The 15,924-nt window shown below is 73.8% G+C and carries 8 protein-coding genes; 3 read left to right on the top strand and 5 right to left on the bottom strand.

The annotated features are described in order from the left end of the window. The first annotated feature begins 38 nt into the window (after positions 1 to 38). Together ACEZDE_RS27235 and ACEZDE_RS27230 are read left to right on the top strand one after the other, a co-directional pair. Positions 39 to 2,252 carry an alpha-galactosidase gene (locus ACEZDE_RS27235; protein WP_380541295.1) on the top strand — a complete coding sequence of 738 codons (2,214 nt, stop codon included), beginning with the start codon at positions 39 to 41 and terminating at the stop codon, positions 2,250 to 2,252. A 245-nt stretch (positions 2,253 to 2,497) separates the two neighbouring features. Further along, a complete protein-coding gene (locus ACEZDE_RS27230; protein ID WP_380541292.1) occupies positions 2,498 to 6,046 on the top strand; it encodes a choice-of-anchor D domain-containing protein in 3,549 nt (1,182 codons plus the stop codon). 60 nt (positions 6,047 to 6,106) lie between these two features. On the opposite strand, the gene ACEZDE_RS27225 is transcribed toward ACEZDE_RS27230, so the two are convergent. Then, positions 6,107 to 6,598: a GNAT family N-acetyltransferase gene (locus ACEZDE_RS27225; protein WP_380541289.1), complete on the bottom strand. Its 492-nt coding sequence runs from the start codon at positions 6,596 to 6,598 to the stop codon at positions 6,107 to 6,109. Positions 6,599 to 6,705: 107 nt separating this feature from the next. Between ACEZDE_RS27225 and ACEZDE_RS27220 the strand changes: the two genes are divergently transcribed. Continuing rightward, entirely contained in the window at positions 6,706 to 9,126 is a 2,421-nt protein-coding gene (locus tag ACEZDE_RS27220) for a Tex family protein (RefSeq protein ID WP_380541286.1), read from the top strand. Positions 9,127 to 9,278: 152 nt separating this feature from the next. Here the strand turns inward: ACEZDE_RS27220 and ACEZDE_RS27215 are convergent, their stop codons facing one another. The 4 genes from ACEZDE_RS27215 to ACEZDE_RS27200 form a co-directional block, all read right to left on the bottom strand. Then, complete coding sequence (locus ACEZDE_RS27215) at positions 9,279 to 10,910, bottom strand: glycoside hydrolase family 13 protein (protein WP_380541283.1); 1,632 nt, start codon at positions 10,908 to 10,910, stop codon at positions 9,279 to 9,281. Positions 10,911 to 10,977: 67 nt separating this feature from the next. Then, positions 10,978 to 13,986: an AAA family ATPase gene (locus ACEZDE_RS27210; protein WP_380541280.1), complete on the bottom strand. Its 3,009-nt coding sequence runs from the start codon at positions 13,984 to 13,986 to the stop codon at positions 10,978 to 10,980. Beyond that, entirely contained in the window at positions 13,986 to 15,143 is a 1,158-nt protein-coding gene (locus tag ACEZDE_RS27205; protein ID WP_380541277.1) for an exonuclease SbcCD subunit D, read from the bottom strand. Before ACEZDE_RS27205 ends, ACEZDE_RS27210 begins: the two co-directional genes overlap by 1 nt. 51 nt (positions 15,144 to 15,194) lie before the next feature. Further along, a complete protein-coding gene (locus ACEZDE_RS27200) occupies positions 15,195 to 15,836 on the bottom strand; it encodes a nucleoside/nucleotide kinase family protein (protein ID WP_380541274.1) in 642 nt (213 codons plus the stop codon). Between the last annotated feature and the right edge of the window lie 88 nt (positions 15,837 to 15,924).

Here is a 15,924-nt window from a genome sequence, read left to right as displayed (position 1 = left end):
GGAAAGAAACTCCCCCCCCTGGAAGGACACCAGCCTCCATGGCCTCCGCCTCCACCCCGGTACGGATCATCACCCTGCGCGCCGCCGGCGCCGCCCTCGTCGTGGAACTCACCGAACCGGTGCCCCGGATCCTGCACTGGGGACCGGACCTCGGCGAGCTGTCGGACGCGGACGCCGCCGCGCTGAGCCTGACCGCCGAGGGCGCGGTGCTCAACAACGCCCTGGACCGGCCGCGCCGCTTCACCGTCTGGCCGACCGAGGCCGAGGGCTGGCTCGGCACCCCGGCCCAGCAGGGCCACCGGGGCGGGGTGGCGACCGCCCCGCGGCTGCGCACCGTCGGCGTCGAACAGCAGGAACTCCCGTGCGGGGGAAGTGAGCTGACGATCCGTCTGGTCGACGGAAACGCCGACCTGGACATCGTGCTGCGGTACCGGCTGGAACCCTCCGGGGTGCTCGCCGCGCAGGCCGAGGTCACCGGTCGGGCAGCGGCGGACGGCGGGCCCGCCGCGCCGTACGACCTGGCCGAACTCACCCTGCTGCTGCCGCTGCCGTCGCGGGCCGCCGAGGTGCTGGACTTCACCGGGAAGTGGAGCCGGGAACGGGTGCCGCAGCGCGCCCCGCTGCAGCACGGCAGCCGGTTGCGCGAGGTGCGCCGGGGCAAGCCGGGGGCGGACTCGCCGTACCTGCTCGCGGTCGGCGTGCCGGGGTTCGGCTTCCGCGAGGGGGAGGTGTGGGGACTGCACGTCGGCTGGAGCGGCGACCAACGCTACCTGGTGCAGCGGCTGCCGGAGGGCGCGGGCGCGCACAGCTCGGCCCTCGGCGGGGGCGACCTGCTGCGGGCCGGGGAGATCCGGCTCGGCCCGGGGGAGACCCACCGCACCCCGGTCTGCTACTTCGCCTGGTCCGGCCAGGGGTTGGACGGTCTGGCGGACCGCTTCCACACCCTGCTGCGGGCCCGGCCAAACCACCCGGTCGGCCCGCGGCCGCTGCTGCTCAACAGCTGGGAGGCGGTCTACTTCGACCACGACCTGGACCGGCTGCTGCGCCTGGCCGACCGGGCCGCCGAGGTCGGGGTGGAGCGCTTCGTGCTGGACGACGGCTGGTTCCTCGGCCGCCGAGACGCCACCGCCGGGCTCGGCGACTGGACCGTGGACCCGGCGGTGTGGCCTGACGGACTGTCACCGCTGGTCGACCACGTCCGCGGGCTCGGGATGCAGTTCGGGCTGTGGGTCGAGCCGGAGATGGTGAACCCCGACTCGGAGTTGGCCAGAAACCACCCCGACTGGATCCTCGGCCCCTCGTCCGGGCTCGGCCCCACCTCGCGGCACCAGTACACGCTGAACGTGGCCCACCCGGACGCCTGGCGGTACCTGCTGGAGGCGCTCGACGCGCTGGTGCGGGCCTACGCCCTCGACTACCTGAAGTGGGACCACAACCGGGAGCTGCTGGAGGCGGTGGCGCCGGGCCCCGGCGGCGACCGGCCGGGCGGACACGCGCAGGTGGAGGCGCTGTACCGGCTGATCGACGCGCTCAAGGAACGGCACCCCGGGCTGGAGATCGAGAGCTGCGCCAGCGGCGGCGGCCGGGTCGACCTGGGCATCCTGGAGCGGACCGACCGGGTCTGGGCCTCGGACTGCAACGACCCGCTGGAGCGCCAGTCGATCCAGCGCTGGACCGGGCAGCTGCTGCCGCCCGAGCTGGTCGGCAGCCATGTCGGCGGCTCGCCCAGCCACACCACCGGGCGCGCCTCCGCTGACGGCTTCCGCCTGGCCACCGCGCTGTTCGGGCACGCGGGCATCGAGCAGGACCTGACCCGCTGCACCCCCGAGGAGCTGGCCGCGATCACCGCCTGGTCGCGGCTGCACCGGGAGTTCCGGCCACTGCTGCACAGCGGCCGAGTGGTCCGCGCGGACCTGGCGGACGACGCGGTACTGCTGCACGGCGTGGTCGCGGACGGCGCGGAGCACGCCCTGTTCTGCTGGGCCCGGCTGGCGACGTCGGCCGACGCCCAGTCAGGAAGGGTGCGCCTGCCGGGGCTTGATCCGGCCGGTCGCTACCGGGTGCGGATCCGCTCCGAGTTGGGCCGGCCGCGGCTGCACCAGACCGCCGGGCCGGCCTGGACCGTCCAGGCGCTCCAGGGCTGGACCGTGCTGCCGGGGGCGGTGCTGGCGCTGGCCGGGCTGCCGATGCCCACCCTGGATCCGGAGCAGGCGATGTTGGTCGAGGTGCGGCGACTTGAGGATCACGTTTGATCTTGCGATCAAAAGTATGGATTCAACAGAGTTGTGTCTGGATATTGCGACGGGGTGTCAGAGGAGTTACGGTCCCCTTGCGTCGCGGGCGCTTCGCCGTGCCCTGCCGCGCTGCGTCAACTCCCTTATCCGCTCCTCCACCCCACCTGATGCGCTGCCGTCGGTACGGATCCGGCGCCGCGCGTCGAAAGGAGCAGTAGGTGTTCCGGTCCATGCGAGACGTAAGACGAGCGTGCGTCCTGGCGGTGACGACCTCGGTGATAGCCGCCGGGGGCGTGCTCGGCCTGGCGGCAGCGCCGGCCTTCGCGGCCACCGCCACCGGCGGCAGCGGCGCGAGCCTGCCGTACGTCGAGGTACAGGCGGAGAACTCCGCCACCAACGGGACTGTCATCGGCCCGAGTTACACCCAGGGCCAACTGGCCGACGAGGCGTCCAACCGCAAGGCGGTGACGCTGACCGGCACCGGCAAGTACGTCACCTTCACCACACCGGTGGCGACCAACTCGATCGACTTCCGCTACAGCATCCCGGACGGCGCGGGCGGCGCGGCCTACACCGCGCCGCTGTCGTTCTACGTCAACGGGGCCAAGCAGAGCGACTTCACCCTCACCGACGCGTACAGCTGGTACTACGGCAGCTACCCGTTCACCAACACCCCCGGCAGCAACCCGCACCACTTCTACGACGAGGTGCACCGGCTGTTCCCGACCACCTATCCGGCCGGGACCACCTTCACCCTGCAGGTCGACGCGGGCGACAACGCCTCCGCGTACACCATCGACTTCGCCGACTTCGAGCAGGTCGGCGCGGCGCTGACGCAGCCGGCCAACTCGGTCTCGGTCACCAGCGAGGGCGCCGACGCGAGCGGCGTCGCCGACTCGACCGGCGCCTTCAACGCCGCGGTCGCGGCGGCCGGCGCGGGCGGCACGGTGTGGATCCCGCCGGGCACGTACAACATCCCGGGCCACATCACGGTCAACAACGTCACGGTCGCGGGCGCCGGCATGTGGTACTCCACCGTCACCGGCGCGGCCCCCGGCTTCTACGGGCTCGGTGAGCCCGACAGCTGCGGCGTCGGCGGCAACAAGGGAGTCAGCAGCAACGTCCACCTGTCCAACTTCGCGATCTTCGGGCAGGTCACCGAGCGGGTCGACTGCGACCAGGACAACGGCATCGGCGGCGCGATGAGCAACTCCACCGCGTCGAACATCTGGATCGACCACCTGAAGGTCGGCGCCTGGATGGACGGGCCGATGGACGGCCTGGCGCTGAGCGGGATGCGGATCAGGGACACCACCGCGGACGGCATCAACTTCCACGGCGGCGTCACCAACTCGTCGGTCACCAACAGCGACATCCGGAACACCGGTGACGACGGCATCGCGACCTGGGCGGACTCCGCCCTCGGTGCCGACGCCAACGACACCATCTCCAACAACACGGTGCAGGACCAGATCCTGGCCAACGGCATCGCGATCTACGGCGGCCACGACAACACCGTCAGCGGCAACCTGGTGCAGGACTCCGGGCTCAGCCAGGGCGGCGGCATCCAGGTCGGCCAGCGCTTCACCTCCACCCCGGTCGGCACCACCACCATCAAGAACAACACCCTGATCCGGGACGGCAGCCTCGACCCGAACTGGCAGTTCGGCGTCGGCGCGCTGTGGTTCGACGGCAGCCAGGGCGCGATCACCGGCCCGATCAACGTGACCAACGCGCTGATCGAGCAGAGCCCGTTCGAGGCGGTGCAGTGGGTCGAGGGCACGGTCAGCGGCGTCTCGCTGAACAATGTCAGCATCATCGGCACCGGCACCTTCGCGCTGCAGGAGCAGACCGGCGGCGCGGCCACGTTCACCAACGTCACCGCGACCGGAGTGCTCGGCCCGGCGGCGGTCTACAGCTGTGAGGGCGGCAATTTCGCCGTCACCGACGGCGGCGGCAACTCCGGCCTGGACGGGACGGCGTTCTGCGGCCAGCAGCCGACCACCCCGACCTTCCCGCCGTACCCGCCGTCCGGCGTCACCGCCAACCCCAGTGCGCTGAACTTCGGTTCGGTCGCGACCGGGGCGACCAGCGCGGCGCAGACGGTCACCGTCTCCAACCCGACCAACGCCGCGGCGTCGGTCTCCTCGATCGCCGCCAGTGGTGACTTCTCGCAGACCAACACCTGCGGCTCGTCCATCGCGGCGAACGGCTCCTGCACGGTCAGCGTGAAGTTCAGCCCGACCGCGACCGGCGCCCGCACCGGCAGCCTGACCGTCAACGCGGGCGGGATCACCAACACGGTCAGCCTCTCCGGCACCGGCACCGCGCCCGGCCCGGTGCTGAACGCCTCCCCGGCGGGTCTGTCCTTCGCCTCCACCGTGGTCGGCAGCACCGCCGCGGCCCAGGCGGTGACCGTGACCAACTCCGGCACCAGCACCGCGACCGTCTCCGGCGTCGCGGTGAGCGGTGACTTCTCGCAGACCAACAACTGCACCACCATCGCGGTCGGCGGCTCCTGCACGGTCAACGTCGCCTTCAAGCCCACCGCGGGCGGCGCCCGCAGCGGCAGCCTGACGGTGACCAGCAACGCCAACAACAGCCCGACCTCGGTCGGCCTGTCCGGCAGCGGCATCGACAGCACCACCAACATCGCGGCCGGGAAGCCGGCCACGGCGAGCTCCAGCAACAGCCCCTACGTCGCCACGAACCTGACCGACACCGACACCTCCTCCTACTGGGAGAGCGCCGCCAGCTTCCCGCAGTGGGCGCAGGTCGACCTCGGCCAGAGCTACAGCACCGGCAAGATCGTGCTGAAGCTGCCGCCGGCGGCGGCCTGGGCGACCCGTACCGAGACGCTGTCGGTGCAGGGGTCCACGGACGGATCCACCTTCTCCACGATCGTGGGCTCGGCCGGCTACACCTTCGACCCGAGCGCCAACGGCAACTCGGTGACCATCAGCTACCCGGCCACCACGGCGCGGTACCTGCGGGTCAACATCACCGCCAACACCGGCTGGAGCGCGGCGCAGCTGTCGGACTTCGAGGTCTTCCCGAGCGGCAGCGGCGGCGGGACCACTCCGGTGGGGACGCTGTCGACCAGTCCGGGTTCGTTGACGTTCGCCAGTCAGGCGTTGAACACCGCGAGTGCGGCGCAGTCGGTGACGGTGACCAACACCGGTACGGCTGCGGCGAGTGTCACCGGGGTGTCGACCACGGGTGACTTCTCGCAGACCAACACCTGCGGTTCCTCGATCGCGGTCAACGGCTCCTGCACGGTGAGTGTGAAGTTCACCCCGACCGCCTCGGGTGCCCGTACCGGGAGCCTGAGCATCGCGGGCAACGCCTCCAACAGCCCGGCCACGGTCGCGCTGAGCGGCACCGGGGCCGGCACGGTGAGCACCAACCTGGCGGCCGGCAAGGCCACCAGCGAGTCCAGCCACACCGACGTCTACCCGTCCTCCAACGTCACCGACGGCAACCAGAACAGCTACTGGGAAAGCGCCAACAACGCCTTCCCGCAGTGGGTCCAGGTCAACCTCGGCTCCGCCCAGAGCGCCAGCCGGGTCGTCCTGCAACTGCCCTCCGGCTGGGGCGCCCGCACCCAGACCCTCACCCTGAGCGGCAGCACCAACGGCACCACCTTCACCACCATCAAGGCCTCCGCCGCCTACACCTTCGACCCCACCACCAACAACACCGTCACCCTCACCTTCCCCGCCACCACCGACCAGTACTACCGCGCCACCTTCACCGCCAACACCGGCTGGCCCGCCGGCCAACTCTCCGAATTCCAGGTCTGGAACACCTGACCCCACCCCGCAACACGGCGCCGCCGGACGGAACTCCGCCCGGCGGCGCCGCCATGTGCGTTACAGGCGCCGGTACATGATGTGGAGTCCGACGTAGCCGAGGGTCGGGTGCAGGAAGCCCTCGGGGAGGGTGGCCAGCACCTCGAAGCCCAGGGACTTCCAGAGCGCGACCGCGCGGGTGTTGGACTCCACCACCGCGTTGAACTGCATCGCCCGGTAGCCCTCGGCGCGGGCCCAGGCCAGGACGTACTCGCCCAGCGCCCGGCCGGTGCCCTGCCCGGAACGGGCCGGGTCGACCATGAAGCTGGCACTGGCGATGTGCGCGGCGCCGCCCATGTGGTTGGGGTTCATCTTGGCGCTGCCGAGGACGGCGCCGGTGGCCTCGTCCACGGCGACCACGGTGCGGCCCGGCGGTTCCAGCATCCACATCGCCCTGGCCTGCTCCGGACCCAGGTCGCGGGGGTAGGTGTAGGTCTCGCCTGCGGCGACGACGGTGTGCAGGAACGGCCAGATCGCCGCCCAGTCGGCTTCGGTCGCTTCGCGGATCAGCATGATCACCAGTCTCCGCCGCGACCCGCCGGGAGGCCAGAGGTTTTCGCCGGCGGGCGGGTAGCGGCACAATGCAGTGCGGTATCCCAGCGAGAAGGCGGTAACTCAGCGTGACTCCTCAGAGTGCTTCCATCCAGCAGACCATTGCCGAGGAACTCGGCGTACGCGGCGGCCAGGTCCAGGCCGCGGTGGACCTGCTCGACGGCGGCGCGACCGTGCCGTTCATCGCCCGCTACCGCAAGGAGGCCACCGGCGAGCTGGACGACGCCCAGCTGCGCACCCTGGAGGAGCGGCTGCGCTACCTGCGCGAGCTGGAGGAGCGCCGGGCCGCGATCCTGGAGTCGATCAGCAGCCAGGGCAAGCTGGACGCCGCGCTGGAGGCGCAGATCCGCGCCGCCGACTCCAAGGCCCGGCTGGAGGACATCTACCTCCCCTACAAGCCCAAGCGCCGCACCAAGGCCCAGATCGCCCGGGAGAACGGCCTGCAGCCGCTGGCCGACCTGCTGCTGGCCGACCCTTCCCGGGACCCGCAGGCCGAGGCGGCCGGCTACCTGGGCGAGAACGTCGCCGCCGCCGCCGCCGCACTGGAGGGCGCCCGCGCCATCCTGGTCGAGCGCTTCGGCGAGGACGCCGACCTGCTCGGCGAGCTGCGCGAGCGGATGTGGGGCCGGGGCCGGCTCTCCGCCAGGGTGCGGGACGGCAAGGAGGAGGCCGGGGCGAAGTTCTCCGACTACTTCGACTTCGCCGAGCCGTTCACCAAGCTCCCCTCGCACCGCATCCTGGCGATGCTGCGCGGCGAGAAGGAGGACGTGCTCGACCTCACCCTGGAGCCCTACGCCGACGAGGCCGACGCCGAGGCCCCCGGTGGCTACGAGTCGCGGATCGCGCAGCGGTTCGAGATCGCCGACCGCGGCCGGGCCGCCGACCGCTGGCTGCTGGACACCGTCCGCTGGGCCTGGCGCACCCGGCTGCTGGTGCACCTCGGCATCGACCTGCGGCTGCGGCTGCGCACCGAGGCCGAGGACGAGGCGGTCCGGGTGTTCGCCGCCAACCTGCGCGACCTGCTGCTCGCCGCCCCGGCCGGGACCCGCGCCACGCTCGGCCTGGACCCGGGCTTCCGCACCGGCGTCAAGGTCGCCGTGGTGGACGCCACCGGCAAGGTGGTCGCCCATGACACCATCCACCCGCACGTCCCGGCCAACCGTTGGGACGAGTCGATCGCGACCCTGGCCAGGCTCTGCGCCAAGCACAAGGTCGACCTGATCGCGATCGGCAACGGCACCGCCTCCCGGGAGACCGACAAGCTGGCCGGGGACCTGATCAAGCTGCACCCGGACCTCAAGCTCACCAAGGCCGTGGTCTCCGAGGCGGGCGCGTCGGTCTACTCGGCCTCGGCCTTCGCCTCGCAGGAGCTGCCGGACCTCAACGTCTCCATCCGCGGCGCGGTCTCCATCGCCCGGCGGCTCCAGGACCCGCTGGCCGAGCTGGTGAAGATCGACCCCAAGTCGATCGGCGTCGGCCAGTACCAGCACGACCTCTCCGAGGCCAAGCTGTCCCGCTCGCTGGACGCGGTGGTCGAGGACTGCGTCAACGGCGTCGGCGTGGACGTCAACACCGCCTCCGCGCCGCTGCTGACCCGGGTGTCGGGCATCGGCGCGACCCTGGCCGAGAACATCGTGGCGCACCGCGACGCCAACGGCCCGTTCCGCAGTCGCCGGGCGATCAAGGACGTGGCCCGGCTCGGCCCCAAGGCGTTCGAGCAGTGCGCGGGCTTCCTCCGGATCCCCGGCGGTGACGACCCGTTGGACGCCTCCAGCGTCCACCCGGAGGCCTACCCGGTGGTGCGGAAGATCATCGCGGCCACCGGCGGCGAGTTGAAGGCGCTGATCGGCAACGGCTCGGTGCTGCGCGGGCTGCGTCCGACCGACTTCGCGGACGAGCAGTTCGGTGTGCCGACGGTCACCGACATCCTGCGCGAGCTGGAGAAGCCGGGCCGCGACCCGCGTCCGGCCTTCCGCACCGCGGCGTTCAAGGAGGGCGTGGAGAAGCTCTCCGACCTGGAGCCGGGGATGCTGCTGGAGGGCACGGTCACCAATGTGGCGGCCTTCGGCGCGTTCGTCGACATCGGCGTGCACCAGGACGGCCTGGTGCACGTCTCGGCGCTGTCCCGGACCTTCGTCAAGGACCCGCGCGAGGTGGTCAAGTCCGGCGACATCGTCCGGGTGAAGGTGCTGGAGGTGGACATCCCGCGCAAGCGGATCTCGCTGACGCTCCGTCTGGACGACGAGGCCCAGCCGAAGCAGGAGCGCGGCCCGCGCCAGGGCGGAGCCGGTCAGGGCAGCGGCCAAGGCGGCCAGGGCGGTCAGGCGCAGGGCGGCCAGCGCGGCGGCGGCCAAGGCGGCGGCGGCCAGGGCGGCGGCGGCCGGTCGCAGCAGCAGCGGACGCCCCGGCCGCGCAACGAGAACCCGGCCGGGAGCGGCTCCAACAGCGCCATGGCGGACGCGCTGCGCCGGGCCGGGCTGACCCGCTGAGCTGTCGTCACTGACGGTGGTGTCGCTGCCATCAGCGGATGGGACAGTGGATCCTGTCGCCCGATTGGTTCGGCCACCCGCCCGTACCCTCCTACGATGATCGAAGGAAGCCCCGCCCGCTCCCCCGTGCGGAAGGGGCTTCCTTCTCTCGTTCAGTCCTCGGACCAGCGCAGCCAGACCGCGGTGTCGGTCGGCAGCAGCGTCCCCTCCAGCGGCCCGCTCGCCAGCAGCACGCTGGCGCCGTCCGGCAGCGCCACCGGGGTCGGTCCCAGGTTCACCACACAGCGGAAGTCGGCCCCGCGGGCGAAGTCCAGCACGTCCTCGGCGGACGGCAGCCAGCGCATCGGGCCGTCGCCGAGGGCCGGTTCGGACCGCCGCAGCCGCAGCCCCTCCCGGTACAGCTCCAGGTGCGAGCCGTGCGCCCCGGACTGGGCCTCGGCGGTCAGCTCGCGCCAGTGCGCCGGCTGCACGTCCAGCCAGGGCGCGGCCCCGGCGCCGTCCGGGCTGAAGCCGAACGGGGGGTGCGTCCCGCTCCACGGGACCGGTACCCGGCAGCCGTCCCGGCCCGGGTCGGTGAAGCCGGAGCGCAGCCAGGCCGGGTCCTGCCGCAGCTGGTCCGGGATCTGCTCGATCTCCTCAAGGCCCAGTTCGTCGCCCTGGTAGACGTAGACGCCGCCGGGCAGCGCGAAGGTCAGCATCGCCGCGGCGCGGGCCCGGCGGGTGCCCAGCTCCAGGTCGACCGGTCGGCCGAACAGCCGTCCGCGGTCGAAGCCGTAGGTGGTGTCGGCCCGGCCGTAGCGGGTGACGTGGCGGGTGGTGTCGTGGTTGGACAGCACCCAGGTCGGCGGCGCGCCGACCGGGGCGTGCGCGGCGAGGATGTCGTCGACCACGGTGCGCAGCGCCTTGGCGTCCCAGGCCGACTTCAGCAGCGGGAAGTTGAACGCGGTCTGCAGCTCGTCCGGGCGCAGGTAGCGGGCGAAGCGGACCGGGTCGTTCTCCCACAGCTCGGCCACGAAGACCCGGTCGCCGGGGTAGGAGTCGGCCAGGCGCCGCCAGCTGCGGTAGATCTCATGGACGCCCTCCTGGTCCCGCCAGGGGTCCGGCTTGCCGTGGTGGCCGGCCGAGTCCGGCAGCCCGGCCTCCTTGACCAGGTGGTCGGTGACGTCGATCCGGAAGCCGTCCGCGCCCAGGTCCAGCCAGAACCGCAGCACCGACTCGAACTCGGCCCGGACCGCCGGGTTCTCCCAGTTCCAATCCGGCTGCTCGGGCGCGAACATGTGCAGGAACCACTCGCCGTCCGGTCCCTCGGTGCGCTGCCAGGCCGGGCCGCCGAAGTGCGAACGCCAGTCGTTGGGCGGCAGTTCGCCGTCCTCGCCGCGGCCGGGACGGAAGTGGAACAGCTCCCGCTCGGGCGAGCCGGGGGCCGCGGCCAGCGCCGCGCGGAACCAGGGGTGCTGGTCCGAGCAGTGGTTCGGGACCAGGTCGACGATCAGCCGGAGCCCGGCCGTGTGGCACTCGGCGATGAGCTGCCCGGCCTCGGCCAGGGTGCCGAAGCGCGGGTCGATGTCGCGGTAGTCGGCGATGTCGTAGCCGCCGTCCGCCAACGGGGAGACGTACCAGGGCGAGATCCACAGCGCGTCGACGCCCAGGTCCACCAGGTAGGGCAGCCGGCTGCGGATCCCGGCGATGTCGCCGGTGCCGTCGCCGTCGCCGTCGGCGAAGCTGCGCGGGTACACCTGGTACAGGGCCGCGCCGCGCCACCAGGGCCGGGAGTCGTCGGTCATGCTGGTACCTCCGGTTTGCGGGGGAATCCGGTGGGAACGCGCCCGGTACGGCGGCCCCACCACCGCCCTACCCAGCGCCGTGCTGGTGCAACGTCGATCCGCCGCGCCCCTTGCGGACCTCCAACTGGGTGGGGATGCGTCCGCGCAGGTCCGCGACATGGCTGACAATACCCACGGCGCGGTCCCTGGCCCGTAGCCGGTCGAGCTCGTCCAGCACGTCCTCCAGGGTGTCCTCGTCCAGCGAGCCGAAGCCCTCGTCGATGAACAGGGTGTCCAGCGGCATCCCGCCGGCCTCGTCGGTGACCACGTCGGCCAGGCCGAGCGCCAGTGCCAGCGAGGCGAAGAAGCTCTCCCCGCCGGAGAGGGTGGAGGTGTCGCGGCTCTGCCCGGTCCACGCGTCCAGCACGCTGAGGCCGAGGCCGGACCGGCCCGCGCCCCGGCTCCTGGCGTCGTTGTGGGCCAGCGAGTAGCGGCCCTGGGACATCACCTTGAGCCGGGCCCCGGCCGCCTCCGCGACCTGTTCCAGCCGGGCCGCCAGGACGTAGGTCTCCAGCGACATCCGCAGCGCGTTGGCGGTGCCGGTGCCGGCGGCGAGGAAGGCCAGGTCGGAGACCGTGCGGTGGTCGGCGGCCAGCGGCGCCAGCCGGCGCAGTTCGGCCGCGAGGCCGGCGCTGAGCCGGTCCAGCTCGGCGCAGCGCGCCCCGGCCGCCTGCACCGCCGCGTAGGCGGACCGCAGTTCGGCCTCGGCCGCCGCCAGCACCGCCCGGTCGGCGGCCGGATCGGCCGCTGCCAGCGCCGCCGCGGCGGTGAGTTGAGGGTCCGTCAATTCGGCGTTGGCCTGGGCCAGGTCGTCCCGGTACTGCTGCACCCCGGCGCGCAGCCGGGCGGTCTCCGGATCGGGCAGTGCGGCCCGTCCGGCCTGCTCGGCGTCGGTGAAGCCCTCCCGCTCGGCCGCCGCCAGGGCCTCCCGCTCGGCCCGCGCCAGCGTCTCCGCGCCCGCGGCGGCCTCCCGGACCGCGGCCGCCGCCGCGGCCAGGCCGTCCGCCAGCGGTTCGAGCTCGGCGACCCGGGCCGCCACCGACGCGGCCCCGGCCCGGCCCCGCGCCAACTCGGCGGCCAGCTCCCGCTGTTCGGTCGCCAGCGCCTCCAACCTGGCGGTCCTGGCCGCGACCAGCTCCGCCGCCTGCCCGGACACCGCGGTGCGCCGCTCGTGCTCACGCTCCAGCCGGTCCAGCTCCTCCTGGGCGCGCAGGCCCTCGGCCGCGGTGCGGCGGTCCCGCTGCTGCTCCGCCTCCAGCCGCTGGACCGCCTCGCGCAGTTCCCCCGGCGTTCCCTCCCCGGCGACGGCGGCCAGCGCCGCCGCGTCCCGCTCCAGCCGCCGCAGCTCCTCGCCGGTCTGCTCGGCGGCGCGGGCGGCCTCGCGGTAGCGCTGCTCGGCCCGCTGCTCCTGTTCCCGGGTCACCCGGCCCGGTCCGGCCGGGGCCGGGGCCGGGTGCTCGGCGGAGCCGCAGACCGGGCAGGGCGCGCCGTCGGCGAGCCGTTCGGCCAGCTCGGCCGCCATCCCGTCGAGCCGGCGCTCGCGCAGGTCGAGCCAGCCCTCGCGGGCTGCCTCGGCGTCCTCGCGCTGCCGCAGCCCGCGCTCCCCGGCCTGCGCCAGCCCCGCTCGCAGCGTCCCGGCCTGCTCGGCGGCGTCGGCCCGGCGGCGGGCCTCCGCCACCTGCTCGTCCAGCCGGTCGGCGCGCCCGGCCGCCGCCCTGGCCTGCTCCAACCCGGCGCCGGCGCGCTGCCGCTGACCGGGCCACTCGTCGGTCAGCCAGGCCTCGGCCTCGGCCCGCACCGCCTCGTCGTCGTCGCGCTCGCGCTCCAACCCGGCCCGGTCGCGTTCAATGGCGAGGAACCGCCGCTCGGCCGAGAGCAGGGTCCGCAGACCGCCCAGCTGCTCGCGCCAGTGCCGCTCGGCGGCCGTCAGCTCCTCGGCGTCCGCGCCCGCGTGGGCGGCGGGAAGGGCGGCCCGGTGGAACCGCTCCTGCTGCTCGCAGCGCTGCTGGGCCTGCGCGGCCCGGTACCGCAGCCGCAGCAGCGGCAGCACCGCCTCGGCCCGCTGCGCCCGCTCCAACCGGTCCAGCGCTTCGCGCTGCTGCCCGTCCTGCTGCGCCAGCTCGCCGGAGCGGCGGACCGCGCGGCGGTGCCGGGCCTGCCGGTCGGCCAGCACCTCGACCTCGCGGGCCCGTTGCTCGGCCAGCTCGCGGCGCTGCTCCACGGCCTGCTGCCGGCAGTGCGCCACCGTCAGCTCCTCCCTGGCCTGCGCCCGCAGCTGCGCCGCCCAGCCCAGCGCCGCACCGTCGGTCGCCGCGGCCGGCGTGGTCACCGGCGGCAGCGGGTCCACCGCGTCCGCCGCCCGGCCCGCGGCCTGGCGCAGCCGCTCCAGGCTCGCGCCGACCTCGCCCAGCACCGCCTGGCAGTCCTTCTCGGTCCGCTGCCGACGCTCCGTCAGCCAGTCCTCCACCGCGCCGAACCGGGCCGTATCGAACAGCCGCCCGAGCAGCTCGGCCCGGTCCGGCGCCCCGGCGTGCAGGAACCGGGCGAACTCGCCCTGGGGGAGCAGCACCACCTGGCAGAACTGCTCCCGGCTCATCCCCAGCAGCTGCTGGATCTCGGCGCCGACCTCCTGGTGCGAGGTGCTGGCTGCCCGCCAGCCGCCGTCGGCGTCCCCGCCGGTCCACTCACGGAGCAGGGTCCTGGCCTTGTCGACGGTGTCGCCGCTGCCGCGCTTCTTGGCCCGGGGCTGCTCCGGGCTGCGGGTGACCTCCAACCGCCTTCCACCGAGGGTCAGTTCGAGCCGGACCTCGGTCCGCACCCCGGCCCCGGCGTGGTCGCTGCGCAGCCGGGTCCGCGGTCGCAGCCCGGGGACCGCGCCGTAGAGCGCGTAGCAGACGGCGTCCAGCACGCTGGACTTCCCGGCCCCGGTCGCCCCGCGCAGCAGGAACAGCCCGCCGGAGGCGAGCGCGTCGAAGTCCACCACCTGCGTTCCGGCGAACGGGCCGAACGCGGTCACGGTGAGCCGGTGCAGCCGCATCAGCCCCGGCCCCCCTCGCCGCGCGAGCCCGCGGCCTCCACCGCTTCCCGCAGCAGCAGCCGTTCGCCCGGGTCCGGATCGCTGCCGCGGACGTGCCGGACGAAGCCGAGCGCGATGTCGGCGTCGCTGCGGCCCCTGGTCCGTGCCGCGTAGGAGGGCAGGCCGTCGCCGCCCCCGTCCTCCGGTGCGAAGACCAGCTGCAGCGAGTGCGGGAAACGGGCCCTGAGCTGCTCCATCGCCCGCTCCGGACGGCCGGGGTCGGTGATCACCGCCTGCACCCAGGCGTCCTGGTGCCGGGTCAGCGCCGGGTCGGCGAGCAGCTCCGCCAGCGTCCCGCGCAGCCGGGCCAGCGGCCGGGGCACCGGGCAGTCGATCCGACGCGCCGTCAACTCCCGCTCCGGGACCAGGTCGACCAGCCACATGCTCTTGCGGTGGTCGGCCTCGGAGAAGGAGTAGGCCAGCGGCGAGCCGCTGTACCGCAGCCGCTCGCGGAGCACCTGGCTGCCGTGCAGATGGCCCAGCGCCGCGTAGTCCACCCCGTCGAACACCGAGGCCGGGACGCTCGGCACGCCGCCCACGGCGATGTCCCGCTCGCTGTCGCTGGCCTCGCCGCCGACCACGAAGGCATGCGCCAGCACCACCGACCTGGTCCCGGCCGGACGGGTCGCCAGATCCGCCCGGACCCGCCCCATCGCCGCCTCCAGCACCGCCGCGTGGCTGACCGCGGCGGCCCCCAGCTCGCCCCGGGTCAGCGCCGGCTCCAGGTACGGCACCCCGTACACGGCGACCGGGCCGTGCTCGTCCGCCAGCAGCACCGGCTCGCCGCAGCGGGCCACCTCGGTCCGCAGGTGCACCCCGGCCTGCTCGATCAGCCGCGCGGCGATGCCCAGCCGCCGCGCCGAGTCGTGGTTGCCGGCGATCAGCACCACCGGCACCCGCAGCTCCGCGAGCTGCCGCAGCACCCGGTCGAACAGCTCGACCGCGCCCAGGCCCGGGATGGCCCGGTCGTAGACGTCCCCGGCGACCAGCACGGCGTCCACCCGCTCGGCGCGGACGGTGTCGACCAGGTGCTCCAGGAAGGCGCGCTGCGCCGGAAGCAGGTCCTCCCGGTGGAGGGTCCGCCCCAGATGCCAGTCGGAGGTGTGCAGCAGTCGCATGGTCCACGACAGTAACAACGACCACTGACATTCCGGACGCCGCGGCGGCGGTCAGGGCTCGGACCGCACCGTCACCACGCGGGTGCAGCCGTCCCTGGTCGCCTTCACCAGCTCCCCGTTGGGCATGTCGTTGCCGCGCACCCAGGCCCGCGCGGCGGCCTCGTCCCGTCCCCCGGCGCGCTGCCGCTCCAGCAGCCGCCGCTCCCGTACCGGGTCCGGGGTGTCGAGGTACCACACCGCGTCCAGCAACTCCCGGGCCTGCGGCCAGCCGGGCCGCGAGGCGGCCAGGTAGTTCCCCTCGGTCACCACCAGCCGCGCCGACGGCGGCACCACGTGCCGGGCCGCGACCGGCTCGTCCAGCTCCCGGTCGTAGTCCGGCACGTACACCGGGTACGGGTCCGCCGAGCGCAGCCGCCCGAGCAGCGCGACGTAGCCGCGGACGTCGAAGCTGGGCTCCGAGCCCTTCCGGTCGGTCAGCCCGAGCCGCGCCAGCTGGGCGTTCGACAGATGGAACCCGTCCATCGGCACATACGCCGCGACCCCGTCCCCGAGCCGCCGTTCGACCTCCCGTACCAGGAACCGCGCCAGCGTCGACTTCCCCGCGCCCGGCGCCCCGGCCACCCCGAGCAGCACCCGCCGCCCGGCCCCGGCCACCAGCGCGAGCACGTCCTGCACCAACCCGTCCGCGTCCATGACCGGCCAGGCTAGCGCGACTGCCGGCCGCGGGATCGTCACCGCGGGCTCCGGCGGGGGACGGGAAGGCCCTGCCGATCCTGCTCGG

It is taken from the genome of Streptacidiphilus cavernicola, assembly GCF_042510955.1.
Taxonomy (GTDB): Bacteria; Actinomycetota; Actinomycetes; order Streptomycetales; family Streptomycetaceae; genus Streptacidiphilus; species Streptacidiphilus cavernicola.
The sequence above is the reverse complement of the archived record's forward strand: the minus strand, read 5'-3'. Positions and strand labels throughout refer to the sequence as shown.

Bases quoted from the DNA above. Each gene is read 5' to 3' on its own strand.
- ACEZDE_RS27235 (WP_380541295.1), top strand. From the start codon at position 39: ATGGCCTCCGCCTCCACCCCGGTACGGATCATCACCCTGCGCGCCGCC.
- ACEZDE_RS27225 (WP_380541289.1), bottom strand. From the start codon at position 6,598: ATGCTGATCCGCGAAGCGACCGAAGCCGACTGGGCGGCGATCTGGCCG.
- ACEZDE_RS27215 (WP_380541283.1), bottom strand. From the start codon at position 10,910: ATGACCGACGACTCCCGGCCCTGGTGGCGCGGCGCGGCCCTGTACCAG.
- ACEZDE_RS27210 (WP_380541280.1), bottom strand. From the start codon at position 13,986: ATGCGGCTGCACCGGCTCACCGTGACCGCGTTCGGCCCGTTCGCCGGA.
- ACEZDE_RS27205 (WP_380541277.1), bottom strand. From the start codon at position 15,143: ATGCGACTGCTGCACACCTCCGACTGGCATCTGGGGCGGACCCTCCAC.
- ACEZDE_RS27200 (WP_380541274.1), bottom strand. From the start codon at position 15,836: ATGGACGCGGACGGGTTGGTGCAGGACGTGCTCGCGCTGGTGGCCGGG.